General features: G+C 48.5%; 17 protein-coding genes and 1 pseudogene. 9 read left to right on the forward strand and 9 right to left on the reverse strand.

Annotated elements, in window-relative coordinates; genetic code table 11:
• Positions 1-56 precede the first annotated feature (56 nt).
• Positions 57-233, forward strand: a complete 177-nt coding sequence (locus WS_RS11000; protein ID WP_158305210.1) for a hypothetical protein — start codon at positions 57-59, stop codon at positions 231-233.
• Positions 234-323: 90 nt separating this feature from the next.
• A complete protein-coding gene (htpG, locus tag WS_RS08180; RefSeq protein ID WP_173355317.1) occupies positions 324-2186 on the forward strand; it encodes a molecular chaperone HtpG in 1863 nt (620 codons plus the stop codon).
• Here htpG and WS_RS08185 read toward each other — a convergent pair.
• Together WS_RS08185 and WS_RS08190 are read right to left on the reverse strand one after the other, a co-directional pair.
• Complete coding sequence (locus WS_RS08185; RefSeq protein WP_011139546.1) at positions 2183-3196, reverse strand: glycosyltransferase family 4 protein; 1014 nt, start codon at positions 3194-3196, stop codon at positions 2183-2185. The two genes, htpG and WS_RS08185, sit on opposite strands and share 4 nt — an antisense overlap.
• A 63-nt stretch (positions 3197-3259) precedes the next feature.
• Positions 3260-4450 carry an IS3-like element IS1302 family transposase gene (locus WS_RS08190; protein WP_011138235.1) on the reverse strand — a complete coding sequence of 397 codons (1191 nt, stop codon included), beginning with the start codon at positions 4448-4450 and terminating at the stop codon, positions 3260-3262.
• Positions 4451-4503: 53 nt separating this feature from the next.
• Here WS_RS08190 and zupT point away from each other — a divergent pair.
• The 3 genes and pseudogenes from zupT to WS_RS08205 all read left to right on the forward strand — a co-directional run.
• Positions 4504-5199, forward strand: a pseudogene (gene zupT / locus WS_RS08195) (zinc transporter ZupT); the annotation flags it as partial.
• Positions 5196-5951, forward strand: a complete 756-nt coding sequence (locus tag WS_RS08200) for an ABC transporter permease (protein WP_041571878.1) — start codon at positions 5196-5198, stop codon at positions 5949-5951. The pseudogene zupT and the gene WS_RS08200, both read left to right, overlap by 4 nt.
• Before the next feature lie 2 nt (positions 5952-5953).
• Positions 5954-7420, forward strand: coding sequence for a potassium/proton antiporter (locus WS_RS08205; RefSeq protein ID WP_011139549.1), 1467 nt, complete (start codon positions 5954-5956; stop codon positions 7418-7420).
• On the opposite strand, the gene WS_RS08210 is transcribed toward WS_RS08205, so the two are convergent.
• Positions 7417-8013 (reverse strand): hypothetical protein, encoded by a 597-nt coding sequence (locus WS_RS08210; protein ID WP_129545321.1) that lies wholly within the window; start codon positions 8011-8013, stop codon positions 7417-7419. The two genes, WS_RS08205 and WS_RS08210, sit on opposite strands and share 4 nt — an antisense overlap.
• A gap of 91 nt (positions 8014-8104) precedes the next feature.
• Between WS_RS08210 and WS_RS08215 the strand changes: the two genes are divergently transcribed.
• From WS_RS08215 to WS_RS08230, 4 genes are all read left to right on the forward strand, one after another.
• Positions 8105-8818 carry a peroxiredoxin gene (locus WS_RS08215; RefSeq protein WP_011139551.1) on the forward strand — a complete coding sequence of 238 codons (714 nt, stop codon included), beginning with the start codon at positions 8105-8107 and terminating at the stop codon, positions 8816-8818.
• A gap of 140 nt (positions 8819-8958) precedes the next feature.
• Positions 8959-9711: a DsbA family protein gene (locus tag WS_RS08220; protein WP_011139552.1), complete on the forward strand. Its 753-nt coding sequence runs from the start codon at positions 8959-8961 to the stop codon at positions 9709-9711.
• A gap of 2 nt (positions 9712-9713) precedes the next feature.
• Complete coding sequence (gene msrP / locus WS_RS08225; protein WP_011139553.1) at positions 9714-10649, forward strand: protein-methionine-sulfoxide reductase catalytic subunit MsrP; 936 nt, start codon at positions 9714-9716, stop codon at positions 10647-10649.
• 5 nt (positions 10650-10654) lie between these two features.
• Complete coding sequence (locus tag WS_RS08230) at positions 10655-11215, forward strand: protein-methionine-sulfoxide reductase heme-binding subunit MsrQ (RefSeq protein ID WP_232013727.1); 561 nt, start codon at positions 10655-10657, stop codon at positions 11213-11215.
• Here the strand turns inward: WS_RS08230 and WS_RS08235 are convergent.
• From WS_RS08235 to WS_RS08260, 6 genes are all read right to left on the reverse strand, one after another.
• Positions 11177-12454, reverse strand: coding sequence for a (Fe-S)-binding protein (locus WS_RS08235; RefSeq protein WP_041571879.1), 1278 nt, complete (start codon positions 12452-12454; stop codon positions 11177-11179). The genes WS_RS08230 and WS_RS08235 overlap by 39 nt on opposite strands.
• Before the next feature lie 2 nt (positions 12455-12456).
• Positions 12457-13824: an oxygen-independent coproporphyrinogen III oxidase gene (gene hemN, locus WS_RS08240; RefSeq protein ID WP_011139556.1), complete on the reverse strand. Its 1368-nt coding sequence runs from the start codon at positions 13822-13824 to the stop codon at positions 12457-12459.
• Between the two features lie 9 nt (positions 13825-13833).
• Entirely contained in the window at positions 13834-14271 is a 438-nt protein-coding gene (locus WS_RS08245) for a DUF2603 domain-containing protein (protein WP_011139557.1), read from the reverse strand.
• Between the two features lie 5 nt (positions 14272-14276).
• Positions 14277-15200, reverse strand: coding sequence for an ornithine carbamoyltransferase (gene argF, locus WS_RS08250; RefSeq protein WP_011139558.1), 924 nt, complete (start codon positions 15198-15200; stop codon positions 14277-14279).
• A gap of 109 nt (positions 15201-15309) precedes the next feature.
• Positions 15310-16158, reverse strand: coding sequence for a deoxyribonuclease IV (nfo, locus tag WS_RS08255; RefSeq protein WP_011139559.1), 849 nt, complete (start codon positions 16156-16158; stop codon positions 15310-15312).
• A 1-nt stretch (position 16159) separates the two neighbouring features.
• Positions 16160-16666: a hypothetical protein gene (locus WS_RS08260; protein WP_011139560.1), complete on the reverse strand. Its 507-nt coding sequence runs from the start codon at positions 16664-16666 to the stop codon at positions 16160-16162.

A 16666-nucleotide genomic window follows, 5' to 3' on the forward strand; every position in this document is an offset into this window, starting at 1 on the left:
TAAGAATTCAAAAGTATAATATTTTCATAAATTTTGTCCACCAAAGGGGTTTTGGGATGTCGATAGAGGGGAAGATGGGAGCGCTCAAAGAGAGGCTGCTTTGGATGAAAAGACACGAAGGGAATCTGAAGGATACAGAGGTGGCACACCTCAAAAAGCTGGCGGCGGAACTCAAGAAGATGCACCTTCAATTTCGATGCGATTGTCACCGCCGTGCCAATAGTTGTAAGTAGCGCTGGCATATAACCTTATACGATCTCTATCAACTTTAAGGTTTTTTATCAATCTTCTGTTATAATTGCCAGAAATTTTTCCAAGGAGAGATTTCTATGGCAAAACACACCTTTCAGACCGAGGTCAATCAACTCCTTGACCTCATGATTCACTCGCTCTACTCTAACAAAGAGATTTTCCTCCGCGAGCTCATCTCCAATGCCTCCGATGCACTAGAGAAGCTCCAGTATCTCACCCTCACGGATGAGAACCTCAAAAACCTCCAATACACTCCAAGAATCGACATCCACTTTGATGAGGAGAAAAAGATTCTCACTCTAAGCGATACGGGAATCGGGATGAATGAGAGCGACCTAGTCGAAAACCTCGGCACCATCGCTAAAAGCGGGACCAAGAGCTTCGTCTCGAGGCTCAGTGGCGACAAGAAGAAAGATTCGGCGCTCATCGGCCAGTTTGGAGTGGGATTCTATGCGGCATTCATGGTCGCTGACAAAATTGTTGTCACCACGAAAAAAGCGGGCGAAGAGAGCGCCTATGCGTGGCTTAGCGAGGGCAAGGGCGACTATGAGATCACCCCATGCTCCAAAGAGAGCCATGGAACCGAGATCAAACTCTTCCTCAAAGAGGAGGAGAAGGAGTTCGCTAGCCGCTGGCGACTTGAGGAGATCATCAAAAAATACTCCGACCACATCCCCTTCCCCATCTTCCTCCACTACACTCAAAAAAAGAACGACCAAGAGGAATCCAAAGAGGAGCAGGTGAACAAAGCTTTCGCCCTGTGGAGAATCTCCAAAAACGAGCTCAAAGAGGAGGACTACAAAGAGTTCTACAAGAGCCTAAGCCACGATTCTCATGATCCTCTAGCATGGGTGCACATCAAGGTCGAGGGAAGCCAAGAGTACACCACGCTCTTTTACCTCCCCTCCAAGGCGCCCTTTGACCTCTATCGCGTGGACTATCGCTCAGGCGTGAAGCTCTATGTCAAGCGTGTCTTCATCACCGATGATGACAAAGAGCTCCTCCCTAGCTATCTGCGATTTGTGCGGGGAATCATCGATAGCGAAGACCTACCACTCAATGTCAGCCGGGAGATTCTCCAGCAAAACCGAATCCTCGCCAATATCAAATCCGCCTCGACCAAAAAGATCCTCGCCGAAATCGAGAATCTTGCCAAAGACGAGGAGAAGTATGAAGCTTTCTTCAAGGAGTTTGGACGAGCGCTCAAAGAGGGTCTCTATGGGGATTTTGAGAACAAAGAGAAGCTCCTAGAGCTCATGCGATTCCACTCTAGCCTCAGTCCCAACAAGAAAATCTCTCTCCAAAGCTACAAGGAGCGCATGAAAGAGGGGCAAAAGGCGATCTACTATCTCATGGGTGAAAACGCCGATTTGCTTCAGAACTCGCCCCTCTTGGAGAAATTCAAAAAACGCGAAATTGAGGTGCTCTTCTTTGACGAGGAGATCGATTCTATCGTCATGCCTATGGTGAATCAGTATGGCGACCTCCCCCTTAAGGCGATCAATAGCGCCGAAGCGGATAAGGACTTTGAAGAGGAGAGCGTGAGCGAAGAAGAAAAAGAGCGCTTCAAGCCCCTGCTAGAGCGCTTTGAAAAGGCGCTCAGCGGAGAGATCAAGAGCGTGCGCCTCTCCAAGAGACTCGTTGATTCTCCTGCGTGCGTGGTGGCGGACGAGGACGATCCTAACTTTGCCATGATCAAAATGATGCGCCAGATGGGCAATGCCCTAGGTGACTTCCCCGAGCCCAAACCCATCTTGGAGCTCAACCCCGAACATCCTATGGTGGGCAAGCTTCTAGCGCTAGAGGATGAGGAGCGCGCCAGCGACTACGCTCATCTATTGCTAGATCAAGCCAAGCTCCTAGAGAGCGGGAGTCTCAAAGACGCCGTAGGCTTTGCTAAGCGGCTCAACGCTATGCTAGAGAGGGCGATCTAAGCCCTCTTCTTGGCGCGCCGCTTTTGGCGCACCTTGAAATTCACTAGCGCGTGATAGAGCCAGTTGTACCCCACCACAAAAAGAAGAATCGTCAATATTAGCCACTTCTCGTTGCCCTTATACCCAAGGGGCAAAAAGATAAAGGGGGCGGTGAGCATCCATACAAGAATCGAGGTCTTGGGGTTGTTTCTGGCCTTGCGCTTAAACAGGAGTGAATGGAGATGGATGCCATCGGGGTGGAGCGCGGAGAGCCCCCGCACCAAACGGCGGCGATAGACGGAGAAGAGCACCTCATAGACGGGATAGATCATCACCCCAAGCACAAACCAAGGCGAAATCTCTTCGTGCTTTTGGCTCAGCATGATCGCAATCTCAACGATCACAAAACCCAGAAAATAAGCCCCGCCATCCCCAAGAAATATCTTCCCCTTGGGGAAATTGAGCACAAAAAATCCAAGCGTCGCTGCTAGCACGCTCAAAGAGAGGCAAAGGATCTCTCCATCTCCCACCGAGTGTGCCGCCAACGCCAACGAGAAGAGTACCATCATCGCCACTCCCGAGGCAAGCCCATTGAATCCATCAATGATATTGATCGAATTGATCGCACCCACCACCGCAAAGAGCGTGAAAACAAGCCCCAATCCCCAAGGCAAAATCCAATCAATCCCTATATCAAGAATCAATGCATCCACCAGCCACACTCCCGCCAAAGCAGCACTTAGCTGGATAAAGAGGCGCACCTTTGGCGTGAGGGTGCCTTTAAAATCTTCGATGATTCCACTAGCAAAAGCCAAGGAGCTCGCCAGCATAAAAGCCCACCCCCAAGGGATCAGCCACACTACCGCCAAGGAGGCCAGGAAAATCGCCAGCCCTCCCGCCCTAGGTGTGGGCGCATGGTGGAAGCGCTGGGGCTTGCTTGAGTCGTGATCATCAAGGAAAAAGCCTTTGTGAGAAGAAGCTTGCATCACAACAATAGAAGAGAGCAGCGACACCAAAAACACAAACACCATATACTGCCACCATTTGTCAAGACAACTTTTTGAGAATTCATCTTCCAGCCTCTAGCCTTTAATTTAAGCAACGTTTTTCAACCCTTCTAGATAAACATTCATGGGCTTTTGATAATTTAGTGCTGAATGAAATCTATTGTGATTGTAAAAATTGATATATCTTGAAACCTTAAATCTGAGATCTGAAATAGAGCTATACTCATTGATATAGATTTCATCATATTTTAAAGTCCTAAAAAATCTCTCAATGGCAATATTATCAATGGATCTGCCTTTACCGTTCATAGAGATTTGAATGTTGTGTTTCTTGAGAAGTTCTGTATGTTCATGGCTGGTATATTGGCTACCTTGGTCGGAGTTGAATATTACAGGAATGTCATATTTTTCAATGGCTTCTTTTAAAACATCTGTTACAAGAGATGTATCCATAGTTGTTGATATTTTCCATGAGAGTATCGTTTTACTGTGCCAATCAATAATGGCGCACAAATACACGAAACCACCCTTGATTGGGATATAGGTAATATCTCCACTCCAAACCTGATTGGCTCTGTTAATTTCAAGCTCTCGTAGTAGATATGGATAGATTTTATGTTTATAGTTTTTAATGGATGTGTGTCGTTTCTTTTTTGGAAAGATTGCCTGTATCCCCATAGTGTTCATTAGCTTATTGACTTTATTTACACCAATTGAAAATCCATCTTCCAAAAGCTGCCTATGCATAAACCGATAGCCATAGGTTGAGGATATATCAGTATATATCTCATCTATCCTTTTCATGATTTTTAAATCATTGTCTGATATGGGTTTAGGTTCATAATAAAGGGTTGAGCGATTTAAATCTATTATTTCACATTGTCTTGCCATGGAGAGATTCTTTAGCTTGGGTGTGACAAGATCTTTTTTATTTGATAAGCCCAAGCTCTTTAGCTTTCCCACTGCCCAATCCCTCTCTATGGTTGTTTTTCCTAATTTCTTTGCTAGAGCATCATTCTCTGTTTTTAGCTCTTCTATCTCATCTTTATAGGCTTTAGTAGCCGAACCTACATCAAATACTAGTGATGCATTCTCTAAAAACTGCTTTTTCCAATCAATGAGACTTTTTGGTGTAATCTCATATTTACTGGCAATCTGTGCTACAGTCTCTTCGCCACCTAGTAATTCTAAGACAACTCTAGTTTTAAATTCTGCACTATAGCTTTTTCTTTTTCTACTCATTTTTTCCTCTCCTAAATCTTTAGAAAATTCTACCATTTAGGAAGATAAACCTTTCAATTTATTGTCTTGAATTTTAGTGGCAGTATAGTTTCTCCGCTGGCGTGATGATTTATGTCTCCTTCATGGAGATTCTCCCTAAGTCGATGGAGGCCTTTGCACTCATCTACCCGGGGAATCTAGGGCAGATTCTCGCTCTGCTCTGCTTTTTTGCTGGGGTCACTCTTTCTGCACTCATTGACAAGCTCATCCCCAAAGATGTCAACCCCCACGAGCTCAAGAGCCAAAAAGAGCTCTCCCCGCTCAAGCGCGACTACGCCATCACTAGCTCGCTCAAGCGCACGGGAATCTTCACCGCCATCGCCATTAGCATCCACAACTTCCCCGAGGGGTTTGCCACCTTTATCTCCGCCCTTGATAATCTCTCCTTTGGCCTCATGATCGCCCTTGCGGTTGCCATCCACAATATCCCCGAAGGGATGGCCGTCTCGCTGCCCATCTATCACGCGACAGGCGATCGCAAGCGCGCCTTTTTTTACTCGACCCTCTCAGGCCTAGCCGAGCCTCTTGGGGCGGTGGTCGGATTCTTCTTGCTCTATCCTTTTTTGGGCGATTTCACGCTTGCGCTCACCTTTGGAATCGTGGCAGGCATCATGATCTATATCTCCTTTGATGAGCTCATCCCTGCCTCTAGAGTCTATGGACACGCCCACGACACGCTCTATGGACTCGTCACAGGCATGGCTGTGATGGCTTTTAGCCTCGTGGCTTTGGGGAATCTCGGGTGAAACTCTTGGAGGGATTTCACCTAGGGACAGGAGCACTCCTATTCTTAGCGCTTCTTGTGATTCTCTTTTTGTGGCGTTCCCATCCGCTCCTAGCGCGCCAAAGTCTCATCGCCTCCAGTCGCGCCCTCATCCAAATCTCCCTCCTTGGTGTGGCGCTTTTGTGGATTTTTGAACACGATTCTTGGTTTTTTAACCTCACCGCACTGCTCTTGATGCTTTTGTTTGCCTCTTTGGAGGCCAAAGAGAGTGGTTTTTCTCGCCGCCCTAGATTGATTCTCTTTTTGGTGCTGGGTGGCTCCTCTTTGATCGCTCTGCCTTTAGGGTTGCTCACCCAAACTCTCTCAGGCTCTTCGCGCGAATTCATTCCCATCGCAGGCATGGTCGTGGGCAACTCGCTTAGCGCCTATCTTCTGTGCGCCAAAACCCTTCAAGAGCAACTTCTAGGGAATCTCCCCCTCATTGAAGGCAAACTGGCCCTAGGCGACACACTCGCGCACGCCACCCAAGAGGAGCGCCAAAGGACGATGGAACGCGCCATGCTCCCCCTTCTCAATAATCTCAAAAATCTAGGGGTGATCTTTATCCCTGGGGCGATGACAGGGATGCTGCTGGCGGGCTTTGAGCCGATGCAGGCAGCCTCTTTGCAGCTCTCGATCATGCTTTTGCTCTTTTTTGGCTCCCTAAGCGCTTGCTATATCACGAGTCATTACCTCTACAAAGAGGTCTTTTATATTCCCCGATTCAAAGGATAAACATGGACAATCTTGAACTCTATCTCCTCATTAGCGCCCTCTTAATGCTTCTTAGCGTGGTTTCTAGCAAGCTTTCAGACAAGTTTGGAATCCCTGCGCTTTTTATCTTTTTAGGGCTTGGGATGCTAGCGGGATCCGATGGGATTCTTGGAATCTACTTTGACAACGCCAAACTCGCCCAAAGCGTTGGCACCCTCGCGCTCATCTTCATCCTTTTTGGCGGAGGGCTTGACACCTCATGGAAAGCGATCAAGCCCGTGCTAGGCGCAGGACTCGCGCTAGCCACTTTTGGGGTGATTTTCACCGCACTCTTTGTGGCGCTCAGCGTGCGCTATTTGCTTGATTTCACATGGCAAGAATCGCTCCTTCTAGGCGCCATCATCTCTTCAACCGATGCCGCGGCTGTTTTTGCGATATTGCGCGCCCAAGGAATCTCACTCAAAAAACGCCTCGCCCCTCTACTAGAGCTTGAATCAGGCAGCAACGACCCCATGGCGATCTTCCTCACAGTGGCGATTTTGCAGATGATTCTCCTCCCTGAGAGCTCCTCACTAGGGGAGTGGATCGGGAAATTTTTCCTGCAGTTTTTAGTCGGGGGAATCATGGGCTATCTTTTTGGGATTCTCCTCCCTCCTATCTTCAATCGCATTCATCTGGGGCACTATGGACTCTATCCTGTCTTTAGCATCGCATGGGTCTTGCTCCTTTTTAGTGCAAGCTCTTTTTTGGGAGGGAATGGATTCTTAGCCGTCTATATCGCAGGCATCGCCTCTAATGCCCGCGAATTTGTCCACAAAAAGAATCTCATCGGATTCCATGATGGGCTCGCATGGATCATGCAGATCGCCGTTTTTCTCACGCTCGGCCTCTTGGTCTTCCCTTCTGATCTCCCCGCCATCGCCCCTGCAGCCATTGGTATCTCTTTGTGGCTTATCTTTGTAGCGCGTCCTTTGGGGGTTTTTCTCACGCTCACTTTCAGCTCTTTAAGCCTCCAAGAGAAGAGTTTCATCTCTTGGGTGGGTCTTAGGGGCGCAGTTCCGATTATCCTAGCGACCTATCCGTTTTTAGCAGGACTGGAAAGCTCTTCGCTCATCTTTAACACCATCTTTTTTATCGTGCTCACTTCCATACTCATCCAAGGCACCACCCTCCCAAGGGTCGCCAAATGGCTCAAGGTCGAAGAATCCAAAGAGTCCAAAGTGCCCGAACCAAGCATCATCGCCTCGCCTCTTTTGCATCACACGCTCAAACAGTTCTATATCACTAAAAACTCTAGCGTCATTGGCAAAAGTATTGCCGAGCTGGAGCTTCCTAGTGAATTCTTGATTCTTCTCATCAAGCGAGAAAAAGAGCAGATCAAGCCCACAGGCTCAACCCTCTTTGAGGAGGGCGATATGCTTCTCATCCAGTGTGAAGATCCTGCACTCTTTCGCCAGATCGTTCGCTCTTTCGCGCCTTTGGAATCTTAGCGCTCCTTCCACCTATACTTAGGATCGCTCCCCACGCCAATCCAATAGAGCTTAGAAGATTCCCGCCAAGGATCGAGCACGATTCCCTCCGAGAAGCTCCCGCCCTTTGGGATCACCACCACGGCATTATGCTCGTCATTCTCTCCAAGATTGGCAACCCCAAAGCGGATTTTGAGACTCTGGGGGCGAAAAGTTTTGAGATGATTCCCTAAATCTTCTGCCCACTGATAGCAGAGTCCTCGATCGCGAATTCCCGCGTTGACGAGAAAATTATGGAAAAGAGGAGGCGAGATGAGATTGTAGGAGTTGGCCAGCTGCTTTGGATAGGTGATCGCCTCGTGCGCAATGAGCTCTGCCTCTTTGGGATCAACCTCAGGGGATAGCGCCAAGAGCTCTTTTTGGAGGGTTTTGACCTTTTGATTCTCTTGAGCTGTGGGTTCAAAACTCTCATATTTAACCGCGCATCCACTCCAAAATAGCGCTCCTATAAGCCACCCAACGACCCATCGCCCCATCGATTCTTCTCCCTCTTTGCGGATATTTTGAGAAAAGATTCTATAAAAGCCTAGAAAAAAATCTCCTTTGGTAATCAAAAACAATTTTTCCTAATCGATAATTATTTTCTTTTAAGAAATAATCTTATATTATTCCTTCACGCCATTTAAGAAACCCAAAGGAGAAAGCATGGCATGCGACACTGGAGTCAAAGCAATCGATTCCAACAATGAAAAAACTTCTGTTTCCAATGATCAAAACCTATCCACCAAGGAGAATAAAAATATGTCCAGTTCACTTGTTCTAAGAAAAATGCCCGCGTTTGAGACCATGGCTTATGATGCTGCCACAGGCCACTACAAAAAAGTCTCCAGCCAAGATTATGAAGGCAAATGGACGCTCATCTGCTTCTATCCTGCTGACTTCACCTTCGTCTGCCCCACTGAGATTGCCGCAATGAATGCGCATCTTGATGAGATCACGGGCGAGCTTGGCGTAGAGGTGCTTGCCGCTTCCACGGACACCCACTTCTCTCACAAGCGATTCGTGGAGACTGAGCCCATCCTCAAAGGCCTCAAAATGACGATCGCTGCCGATCCAAAAGGCGATATGGCGAGAGCTTTTGGAGTCATGATCGAAGAGGAGGGTTTGGCGCTTCGCGGTCGATTCTTAGTCAATCCCGAAGGCGTAGTCGTCGCCCAAGAGGTTCAAGCTCCTATGGTGGGACGAAATGTCCAAGAGCTTATCCGACAGATTCGCGCATGGCAGCACGCCACTCAAACCGGTGAAGTTTGTCCCGCGGGCTGGAGACCCGGCAAAAAGACTCTCCCCGTGAACACCGATGCAGAGAAAATGACGGGTCGCGTGGGTGATTACATCACTCTTGAAGAGCTCCTCTCTTAATCCTCCTCCTCTATCACTCCCTCTATCCAAGCCCCCCTATTCAAAAAAAAGGGGCTTGGATGACCTCCATCAAGAGAGCCAAAAGCGATTTCCGATACAATAGATGCCACTGACTTTCATTTTGTTCCAAAGGAATCTTCATGACAAAAACCCTGCTCAAAGTCGCCCTCGCCAGCTCCCTTGTCGCCTCCTTGGCTCTTGCTAAAAGCTTTGAAGAGAATCTCGAAGCTCTAGTCCAAACCAAAACAGGCATGCCCATCAAAGTGGTCAAAAGCTACGAACTTGAAGGCTTCAAAGAGATGAAGTTCGTGAGCGTTGAGAGCGCCACTAGCGGCCAGCGATTCCCTCTGTTTGCCTCACTAGATGGCAACAATATCATTGGATTCTCTAATCTCTTCTTCACCCAAAACGCCAAAAATGATGAGATCGTCCAAAACGCTATCAAAGAGATTCAAAACTTCAACGAGACCGCCAAAGGCAAAAAGCTCAACGAAATTTTCAAATCGATTCCTGAGAATCGCTATGTGAATCTCAAATCCACAGGCAACAATGTCAAAAAGACGCTTGTGGTCGTCACCGACCCTGAGTGCCCCTACTGCCGCAACGAGATGAAGACGATTGAAGAGAAGCTCAAAGATCACCACATCAAAATTATCCTCGCTCCCGTGGGTGCACGCACCGCTTTTGTGAAGAGCCAGATCGCCATGGATAAGATTAAAGAGGCCAAGAGCGATAAAGAGAAGATCTCTATCCTAAGAGAGGTCTATGCAGACAGCTACAAAATTCCTGAAAACCTTCGCAATCAACCCACCAAACTCATCGATGAAAATGCCGAAAAGATCTACAGTAGCGGTCTTATTCGAGGGGTTCCTTTTGTTTTTGAAATGGAATAGTCATGAAGCCAAAGCCTAGCGATGTCACTCCCAAGGAGCTATTTGACCAAAGGCGAAGCTTCCTGAAGCTAGGCGCCGCCTCAGTGGTGGCGACTGGCTCTGTGAGCAATCTTCTAGCCGCACTCAAGACCAAGGCGCCCTCTCCGCTCTCTTTTATCCCCTCTGAAAACCTCGAAAACCTGAAGCCAAACTCTTTTGAACAGGCTAGCGGATATGTCAATTTCTATGAATTTTCCACCTCCAAAACCGCCCCTGTAGGCCTCTCCAAGACACTGCGCCCCTACCCTTGGGAGCTTTTGGCTAGTGGAGAGGTGGAAAATCCCCAAAGCCTCTCCATTGATGAGCTTTATCAATTTCCCTTGGAGGAGAGAATCTACCGCTTTCGATGCGTGGAGGGCTGGTCTATGGTGGTGCCATGGATTGGATTTCCTCTTTCCGCTCTCCTAGAGAGGCTAAAGCCAACCACCAAGGCCCGATATGTCAAATTCACCACCCTCTTGGATCCCACCCAGTTTCCCGATCAAAAAAGGGGCGCACTTGGAGTGATTCCTCATCCTTATGTGGAGGGATTGCGTCTAGATGAGGCGATGCACCCGCTCACTCTCTTGGCGGTGGGGATGTATGGCGAGAAGCTCCCCGCACAAAATGGCGCCCCTCTTCGCCTCATCGTGCCATGGAAGTATGGATTCAAATCGATCAAATCGATTGCCAAAATCGAGCTCACCCAAGAAGAGCCCCTCAACACATGGAAACTCCTCAATCCAAGAGAGTATGGTTTCTATGCCAATGTGAATCCAGAGGTCGATCACCCACGCTGGTCTCAGGCCTCCGAGAGGCTTCTTGGCTCATTACTAAAGCAAAAGACATTGAAGTTTAATGGATATGAAAAAGAGGTCGCCTCTCTTTATGCAGGCATGGACCTAAAGAGAGATTTTTGAAAAAAGTGGCTCTTGCAGGGATTCTTCTCATCCCTCTCATGATTCTCCTCTATAGGATTCTAGGGGGTGAGAGCCCTGATCCACTTAAAGAGATTTACACTTATACGGGTCTTGGCGCGCTAGCATTGCTTTTTGGCACGCTCGCGCTCACCCCGCTTTCTCGCTACTCTTCCCCAAAACTCATCTCCTATCGTCGATTCCTTGGACTTTTTAGCTTCTTTTATGCCACCCTCCACTTTGGCGCCTACCTCATTCTCGATTTGTCCCTAGAGTGGAGCGCCCTATGGAATCAGGCGGTGCAAAAACCTTTTGTCCTTCTTGGATTTTTTGGATGGATGATCTTGGCGGGGTTGGCGCTAACTTCGATTCCCAAGCTCTGGAAAAGATTCCAAAGAGGACACATTGTGATCTATTTAGCCCTTTGGCTAGGGGCGATTCACTACTTCATGGCACAAAAAGTCGCCCAAAGCCCGCACTACTTTGTGCTCTTTTTAGCTCTACTCCTCACCCTTCTTAAGGCGATTAGGCTATCCTCTCGCCTTAAGCGCCTCAGCAATAAGCTCTAGCGGATGGGCAAACTCCACATCAATCTTCTCATGATCTAGTGCATTGGTGAGTTGCATCCTGCAGGCACTGCACTCCGCACTCACGATTTTTGCCCCTGTCTCTTGGATCATTTTCGTTTTGGCGATTCCCACTTTTTTGGAGTATTGATACTTCTCCGTCTGGAGCGTGACTCCACCAAAACCACAGCACTGATTAGGATCACTCATCTCAACGATCTTATAGTTCGCCCCAAGAAGCGCTCTAGGTTCTTTAAAGACCCCGAGCACTTTGCGCGCATGACAGGGATCATGATAGGTGATGCTTTTGTCCATTTTCACAGAGAGCGCCTCAAGACGCTTCAAAAGATCGGTCTTGTGGTAGAGCCAATCACTCGCGATGAAAATTTTAGGCAACAATCTAGCGATACGCTCTCTCCATTCGGGCTGATTGTGCATGAAGCGCTCCCAGTCCTCTAGAATCATCGCGCTACAGGTCGCCTCAGGGATGATGATCGCCTCGACCTCATCAATAAAGCTCTCAAAATAGGTCACATTCTGCTTGATCAGCTTATCCACAGTAGGAAAATCTCCCGTAAAGTAGGCAGGTGCGCCACAGCACTGCTGCTTTTTGGGGATAAAGGCATCAATTCGGAGCTCTTTTAGAATCTCCATGAGAGAATCGCCGATTTTGGTGTAGTTGTAATTGGCCAAACAGCCAATAAAAATCGCCACACGGCGAGGATTCTCCCTATCTGAGTTGAGTGTCTCTTCGGGGTAGCTCTCCATAAAGCTCTTAAAGCGAAGCCACATGAAAACTCGCTCCCCGATGAGGGGGAGTTTAAAGCGTGGTTTCACGGATTGATGCTTGGGCAGATTCTTAAAGAGTAGCGGCGTGAAAACCGACCCTAGGGCAAACCCCCAATCCATCAGCCAGCGATTCCTGAGCAAGAAAAAGTAGGCTCGCTTAAACCAAGCGATCCCGAACTTTTGCGCAATCTCAGCACGCACATTCTCAATCACCTGATCAGTCGGGAGGAGATTGGGGCAGACATAGGTGCAATTGGTGCAGAGGAAGCACTTTTCAAAAATATCTTTGGCGTTTTTATCTAGCTCTAGCTCCCCGCGCTGGTAAGCGCCTAAAAGATCGATAAATCCTCTAGGTGAAGTCACCTCATCGGGGTGGATGTTGTAGATGGTGCAAGAGGGGATACACTTCCCGCACTTCACGCAAGATTGGCTGGTTTGTTGGTAGTTGAACATGATCACACCGTTTTACTGAATTTGCGCTCTGAAAGAGGACTCTTTTTCAAAAAGGCGTCAAAAGGCATGGCAATATTCCGAATGAGCATGGTTCCTGTAGGAGAGACCGCGATTCCCTCCTCGTTGAGCTCCAAAAGCCCCGCTTCTTCGTACTCTTTGAGCTCTTCTAACGCCTCGGCAAAGTAGGATTTAAAATCGATTCCATAGCGCTCATTAAGGGGGGCAAAGGCGAGCTTGAAGTTACTCATGAGGCTCATGATCACCTCTTTGCGCAATCGATCATCTTCGCTGAGCAAGATTCCTTTGTGGATAGGGAGATGTCCCTCATCCAGCGCCCTTTCATAGGCCTCCATCTCTTTATGATTCTGCGCGTAATAGTCGCTCCCTTCCCCAATAGAGGTGAGGCCGATTCCTATCGTCTGGCTTTTACCTTTGGTCGTGTAGCCTTGGAAATTTCGCCTGAGCTCCCCTTTTTCAATCGCCTTAAAGAGCTCGTCTTCGCGCTTGGCAAAGTGATCCATTCCGATGGTCTCATAGCCGCTATTTTGAAGAAACCCAATCGTGTGCTCCAAAATCTTGAGCTTCTCTTTGGGGGAGGGAAGCGTGGTCTCATCAATCTTTCGCATGGTCTTTTTCATCCAAGGCACATGCGCATAGTTAAAGACCGCGAGGCGATCAGGGGAGAGCTTCACCACCTCTTCTAGGGTTTTGGCAAAACTCTCAAAATCTTGATAGGGGAGGCCATAGATGAGGTCAAAATTGATAGAGTTGATTCCATGCGCTCTAGCCATCTCCACCGCTCTAGCGACCAACTCGACACTCTGAGTGCGATGGATCGCCTCTTGAACACCAGGGTTAAAGTCCTGCACCCCAAAACTAAGACGGTTGATTCCTCCCCTTTTGAGTGCTTGCATCTGCTCTTGGGTGAAGAATCGAGGGTCGATCTCACAGCTAAGCTCTGCATCATCGCTGAATCGGGGAAAAGTCTCATGGAGAAGATCAAGGATTTCTGCGAGCTGGGAAGCATCCATGAAGGTGGGGGTGCCCCCACCAAAGTGGAGCTGGGTCACCTCACGGTGCGTATCCATCGCCTCCTTGAGCAGGGCAAGCTCTTTTTTGAGATAGCCAATATAGCGCTCTTTTTTATCCTCTTTGCTGGTGTAGATGACATTGCAACCGCAAAAATAACAGGCGCTTCGACAAAAAGGGAGGTGGATATAGAGTGAAAGCGCTTTGGCTGGGTCTTCTCTCCGCAAGGCCTCTCTATACTCTTTTTCACCAAAGCCTTCATGAAACTCATTGGCGGTGGGATAGCTGGTGTATCTAGGGCCTGCTTTGGAGTAGCGGGCAAACTTTTCAAAATCAATCACGCCCGCCCCTTAATCCAACATCTCTTCTTTGGCGCGCCCAAAAAGGTCGCCCAATTGAAAAAAGAGATTGGGATGGCGGCGCTTGATCTCCTTGATGAGTCGCTTGGTGTCCACATAGGAGGGATTGGCATTTTCTCGATGAATCTCCTGAAGCGCCACTTCCCAAACATCCTCAAAATCAATAGGCATCTGCTGAAGAATATCGCGCTCCAAGTTGAGCTTGACACGCTCTTCACGCCCCTTTTGCAAAAGATTCACAAGACCAAGAAGAAGATGCTTTGGAAGTATCACATACTCCTCTCCTTGTGCTCCTTTCACATGACAGGGCTCCTCATTTCCTAGACGACCCTTGGTGAGTTCCAGAAGCGCTTCATTGCCCTCAAAGGGGTGCAGGAGAGCCTGATTCCTCTTTTGATTAGAAGAGAGGGATTCAACTAGCTTCTCCATCGTCCCTAGCTCCTTTTTCGATCTAGCCAAACCATAATTCCTTTCTGAACATGAAGGCGATTCTCTGCCTCATCAAAAATAAGACTCTGAGGCCCCTCAAGCACCTCTTCGCTCACCTCCTGCCCTCTATAGGCGGGAAGGCAGTGGAGGAAAATTGCATCGCTTTTGGCCAGTCCCATGAGCGCACTATCCACGCAATAACCTTGGAAATCGCGCGCGCGCTTCTCTTTCTCCTCTTCCTGTCCCATCGAAGCCCAAGTGTCTGTAGTCACCACATCCGCTCCCTCAACCGCCCTCTTTGGGTCGTTTGTGAGCGTGATTTTGGCTCCGCTTAGGCTAGCGATCTTTTGTGCCTCCTCAAAAATCTTCAAATTAGGCTCATAACCCCTAGGGGTCGCAACCCTCAGCTCAAAACCAAGCTTAGAGGCGAGCATGAGCCAAGAGTGGGTCATATTGTTTCCATCTCCCACATAGGCTACGATCGGGTTTTGATCTTTGCCCTGCTCCATCATCGTGAGATAGTCAGCCATCAGCTGAACAGGATGATAAGAATCGGTGAGTCCATTGACCACGGGCACTTGGGAGTATTTGGCAAACTCCTCGATTCGCTCATGTCCTGAGGTGCGAATCATCACCATGTCGACCATACGCGAGATCACCCGTGCCGTGTCTTTCATCGGCTCGCCACGACCTAGCTGAATGTCACGATTGGAGAGGAACATCCCCATGCCACCGAGCTGATAGATTCCGCTCTCAAAGCTCACACGCGTTCTTGTGGAGCTCTTCTCGAAGATCATCCCTAGCACCTTGCCCTGCATCAAAGGAGGTCGAATCCCTTTTTTGAGGTCATCCTTGATCTCTTTGGAGAGGGCGAGAATCTCTAGAATCTCCTGTGCACTAAAATCTTTTAGGGTTAAAAAGTGTCTCAACGCTTTGCCTCGAATCGAAGTTTTCTTAATAAAAGTTAAGATTTCCGCTGGAAAAAGTCAGAATATACTTGAAAGATGTTGATAAAAACCTTTAGCCTAGAAACTCGCTTTATTCCTTGATTAAGGAGTAAAGGAGGGTGATCTCCTGCGCCCAAAGAGCCTCATCAATCGTCTCTAAAATCAGAGGAATCCCATCCATGCGAGGATCATTCATGATAAATTCAAAAGGAGCGATTCCAAGCTCTCCCATCCCTAGGCTATGATGCCGATCCACACGGCTTTGAAACTTCACCTTGGAATCATTGAGGTGCATTCCTTTAAGATAGCACCACCCCACTTCTCTATCCAAGATCGCCATGCTCGCCTCATACGCCTCACGCGTGCGAATGTCATAACCCGCGCTGAACATATGACAGGTGTCAATACAGATTCCCACACGGCTCTTGTCGTGGACTTGATCGATAATCTCACCTAGATGGCGAAAATCATAGCCGACATTGCTCCCCTGCCCTGCGGTGTTCTCAATCACTGCGATCACCCCAGAAGTGGCCTCTAGCGCAAGATTGATCGATTCGGCGACACGACTTAGACACTCACTCTCGCTGATAGCTCCAAGGTGGCTTCCAGGGTGAAAATTGAGCCGATCCAGCCCCAACTGCTCACATCGCCTCATCTCATCCAAAAAAGCTTCCCTAGATTTGGCGAGCTCCGCCTCTCCTGGATGGCCTAAGTTGATGAGGTAGCTATCGTGCGGCAACACACAAGAAGGCGCAATCCCTGCGGCTTTGAGGTTAGCCTTAAACTGCTCAATCTCCTCCTCTTCTAGCGCTTTGGCGCTCCATTGGCGCTGATTCTTCGTGAAGAGCGCAAAGGCCTTTGCGCCGATCTTTTGAGCGTTGAGCGGAGCGTTTCGCACGCCTCCACTAGCACTCACATGGGCACCGACAAATTTTTTCAAATCAAAGCTCCTTGATCATGAGGGCGGTTTTATTGATTCTATCACGAAAGAGGGTTCCCTTCAAAGAGCGCTCATAGACAATGTCGTAATCAGGCGAGACGAGATGCTGACGAATCAGTCCTTGCTCTGTGAGCTTCCCCTCTCCTTTGAAGATATCCTTGCCTTGAATTATCTCTTCCAAAAGGGTCTCGTAAGCGACACTAGCGCCAAAAATCTCCTCATTCACCCGCGCCTTGGAGTGGCACTCTCCATTGAGGCAGATCGAATCAGAGCGAATCTCCAGCACCAGCATCACCTGACCAATGGAGTAGATCTCCACGGAGATTTTGTCGTTGTAGTGCTTCACAAATCCCGTGTCATTGAATCGAAACCCAGGGGTGGCAAGCAAAATCAGCTTAGGATCTGAAGAGAGAAGGAGGCTTGGTTTTGGCGCGCACGCGAGAAAAAAGAGGGGAAAAAGAGAGAGGGCGAGAGCCTTTAGGCTCCCGCGGAGAGAGAGGAGAAGCAA

This window comes from Wolinella succinogenes DSM 1740 (assembly GCF_000196135.1).
Classification (GTDB): domain Bacteria; phylum Campylobacterota; class Campylobacteria; order Campylobacterales; family Helicobacteraceae; genus Wolinella; species Wolinella succinogenes.

Coding starts and splice junctions, on each gene's coding strand:
- WS_RS08220 (WP_011139552.1), top strand. CDS start 8,959: ATGACAAAAACCCTGCTCAAAGTCGCCCTCGCCAGCTCCCTTGTCGCC.
- WS_RS08245 (WP_011139557.1), bottom strand. CDS start 14,271: ATGGAGAAGCTAGTTGAATCCCTCTCTTCTAATCAAAAGAGGAATCAG.
- WS_RS08235 (WP_041571879.1), bottom strand. CDS start 12,454: ATGTTCAACTACCAACAAACCAGCCAATCTTGCGTGAAGTGCGGGAAG.
- msrP (WP_011139553.1), top strand. CDS start 9,714: ATGAAGCCAAAGCCTAGCGATGTCACTCCCAAGGAGCTATTTGACCAA.
- WS_RS08215 (WP_011139551.1), top strand. CDS start 8,105: ATGGCATGCGACACTGGAGTCAAAGCAATCGATTCCAACAATGAAAAA.
- WS_RS08205 (WP_011139549.1), top strand. CDS start 5,954: ATGGACAATCTTGAACTCTATCTCCTCATTAGCGCCCTCTTAATGCTT.
- WS_RS08185 (WP_011139546.1), bottom strand. CDS start 3,196: ATGGTGTTTGTGTTTTTGGTGTCGCTGCTCTCTTCTATTGTTGTGATG.
- WS_RS08190 (WP_011138235.1), bottom strand. CDS start 4,450: ATGGTAGAATTTTCTAAAGATTTAGGAGAGGAAAAAATGAGTAGAAAA.
- WS_RS11000 (WP_158305210.1), top strand. CDS start 57: ATGTCGATAGAGGGGAAGATGGGAGCGCTCAAAGAGAGGCTGCTTTGG.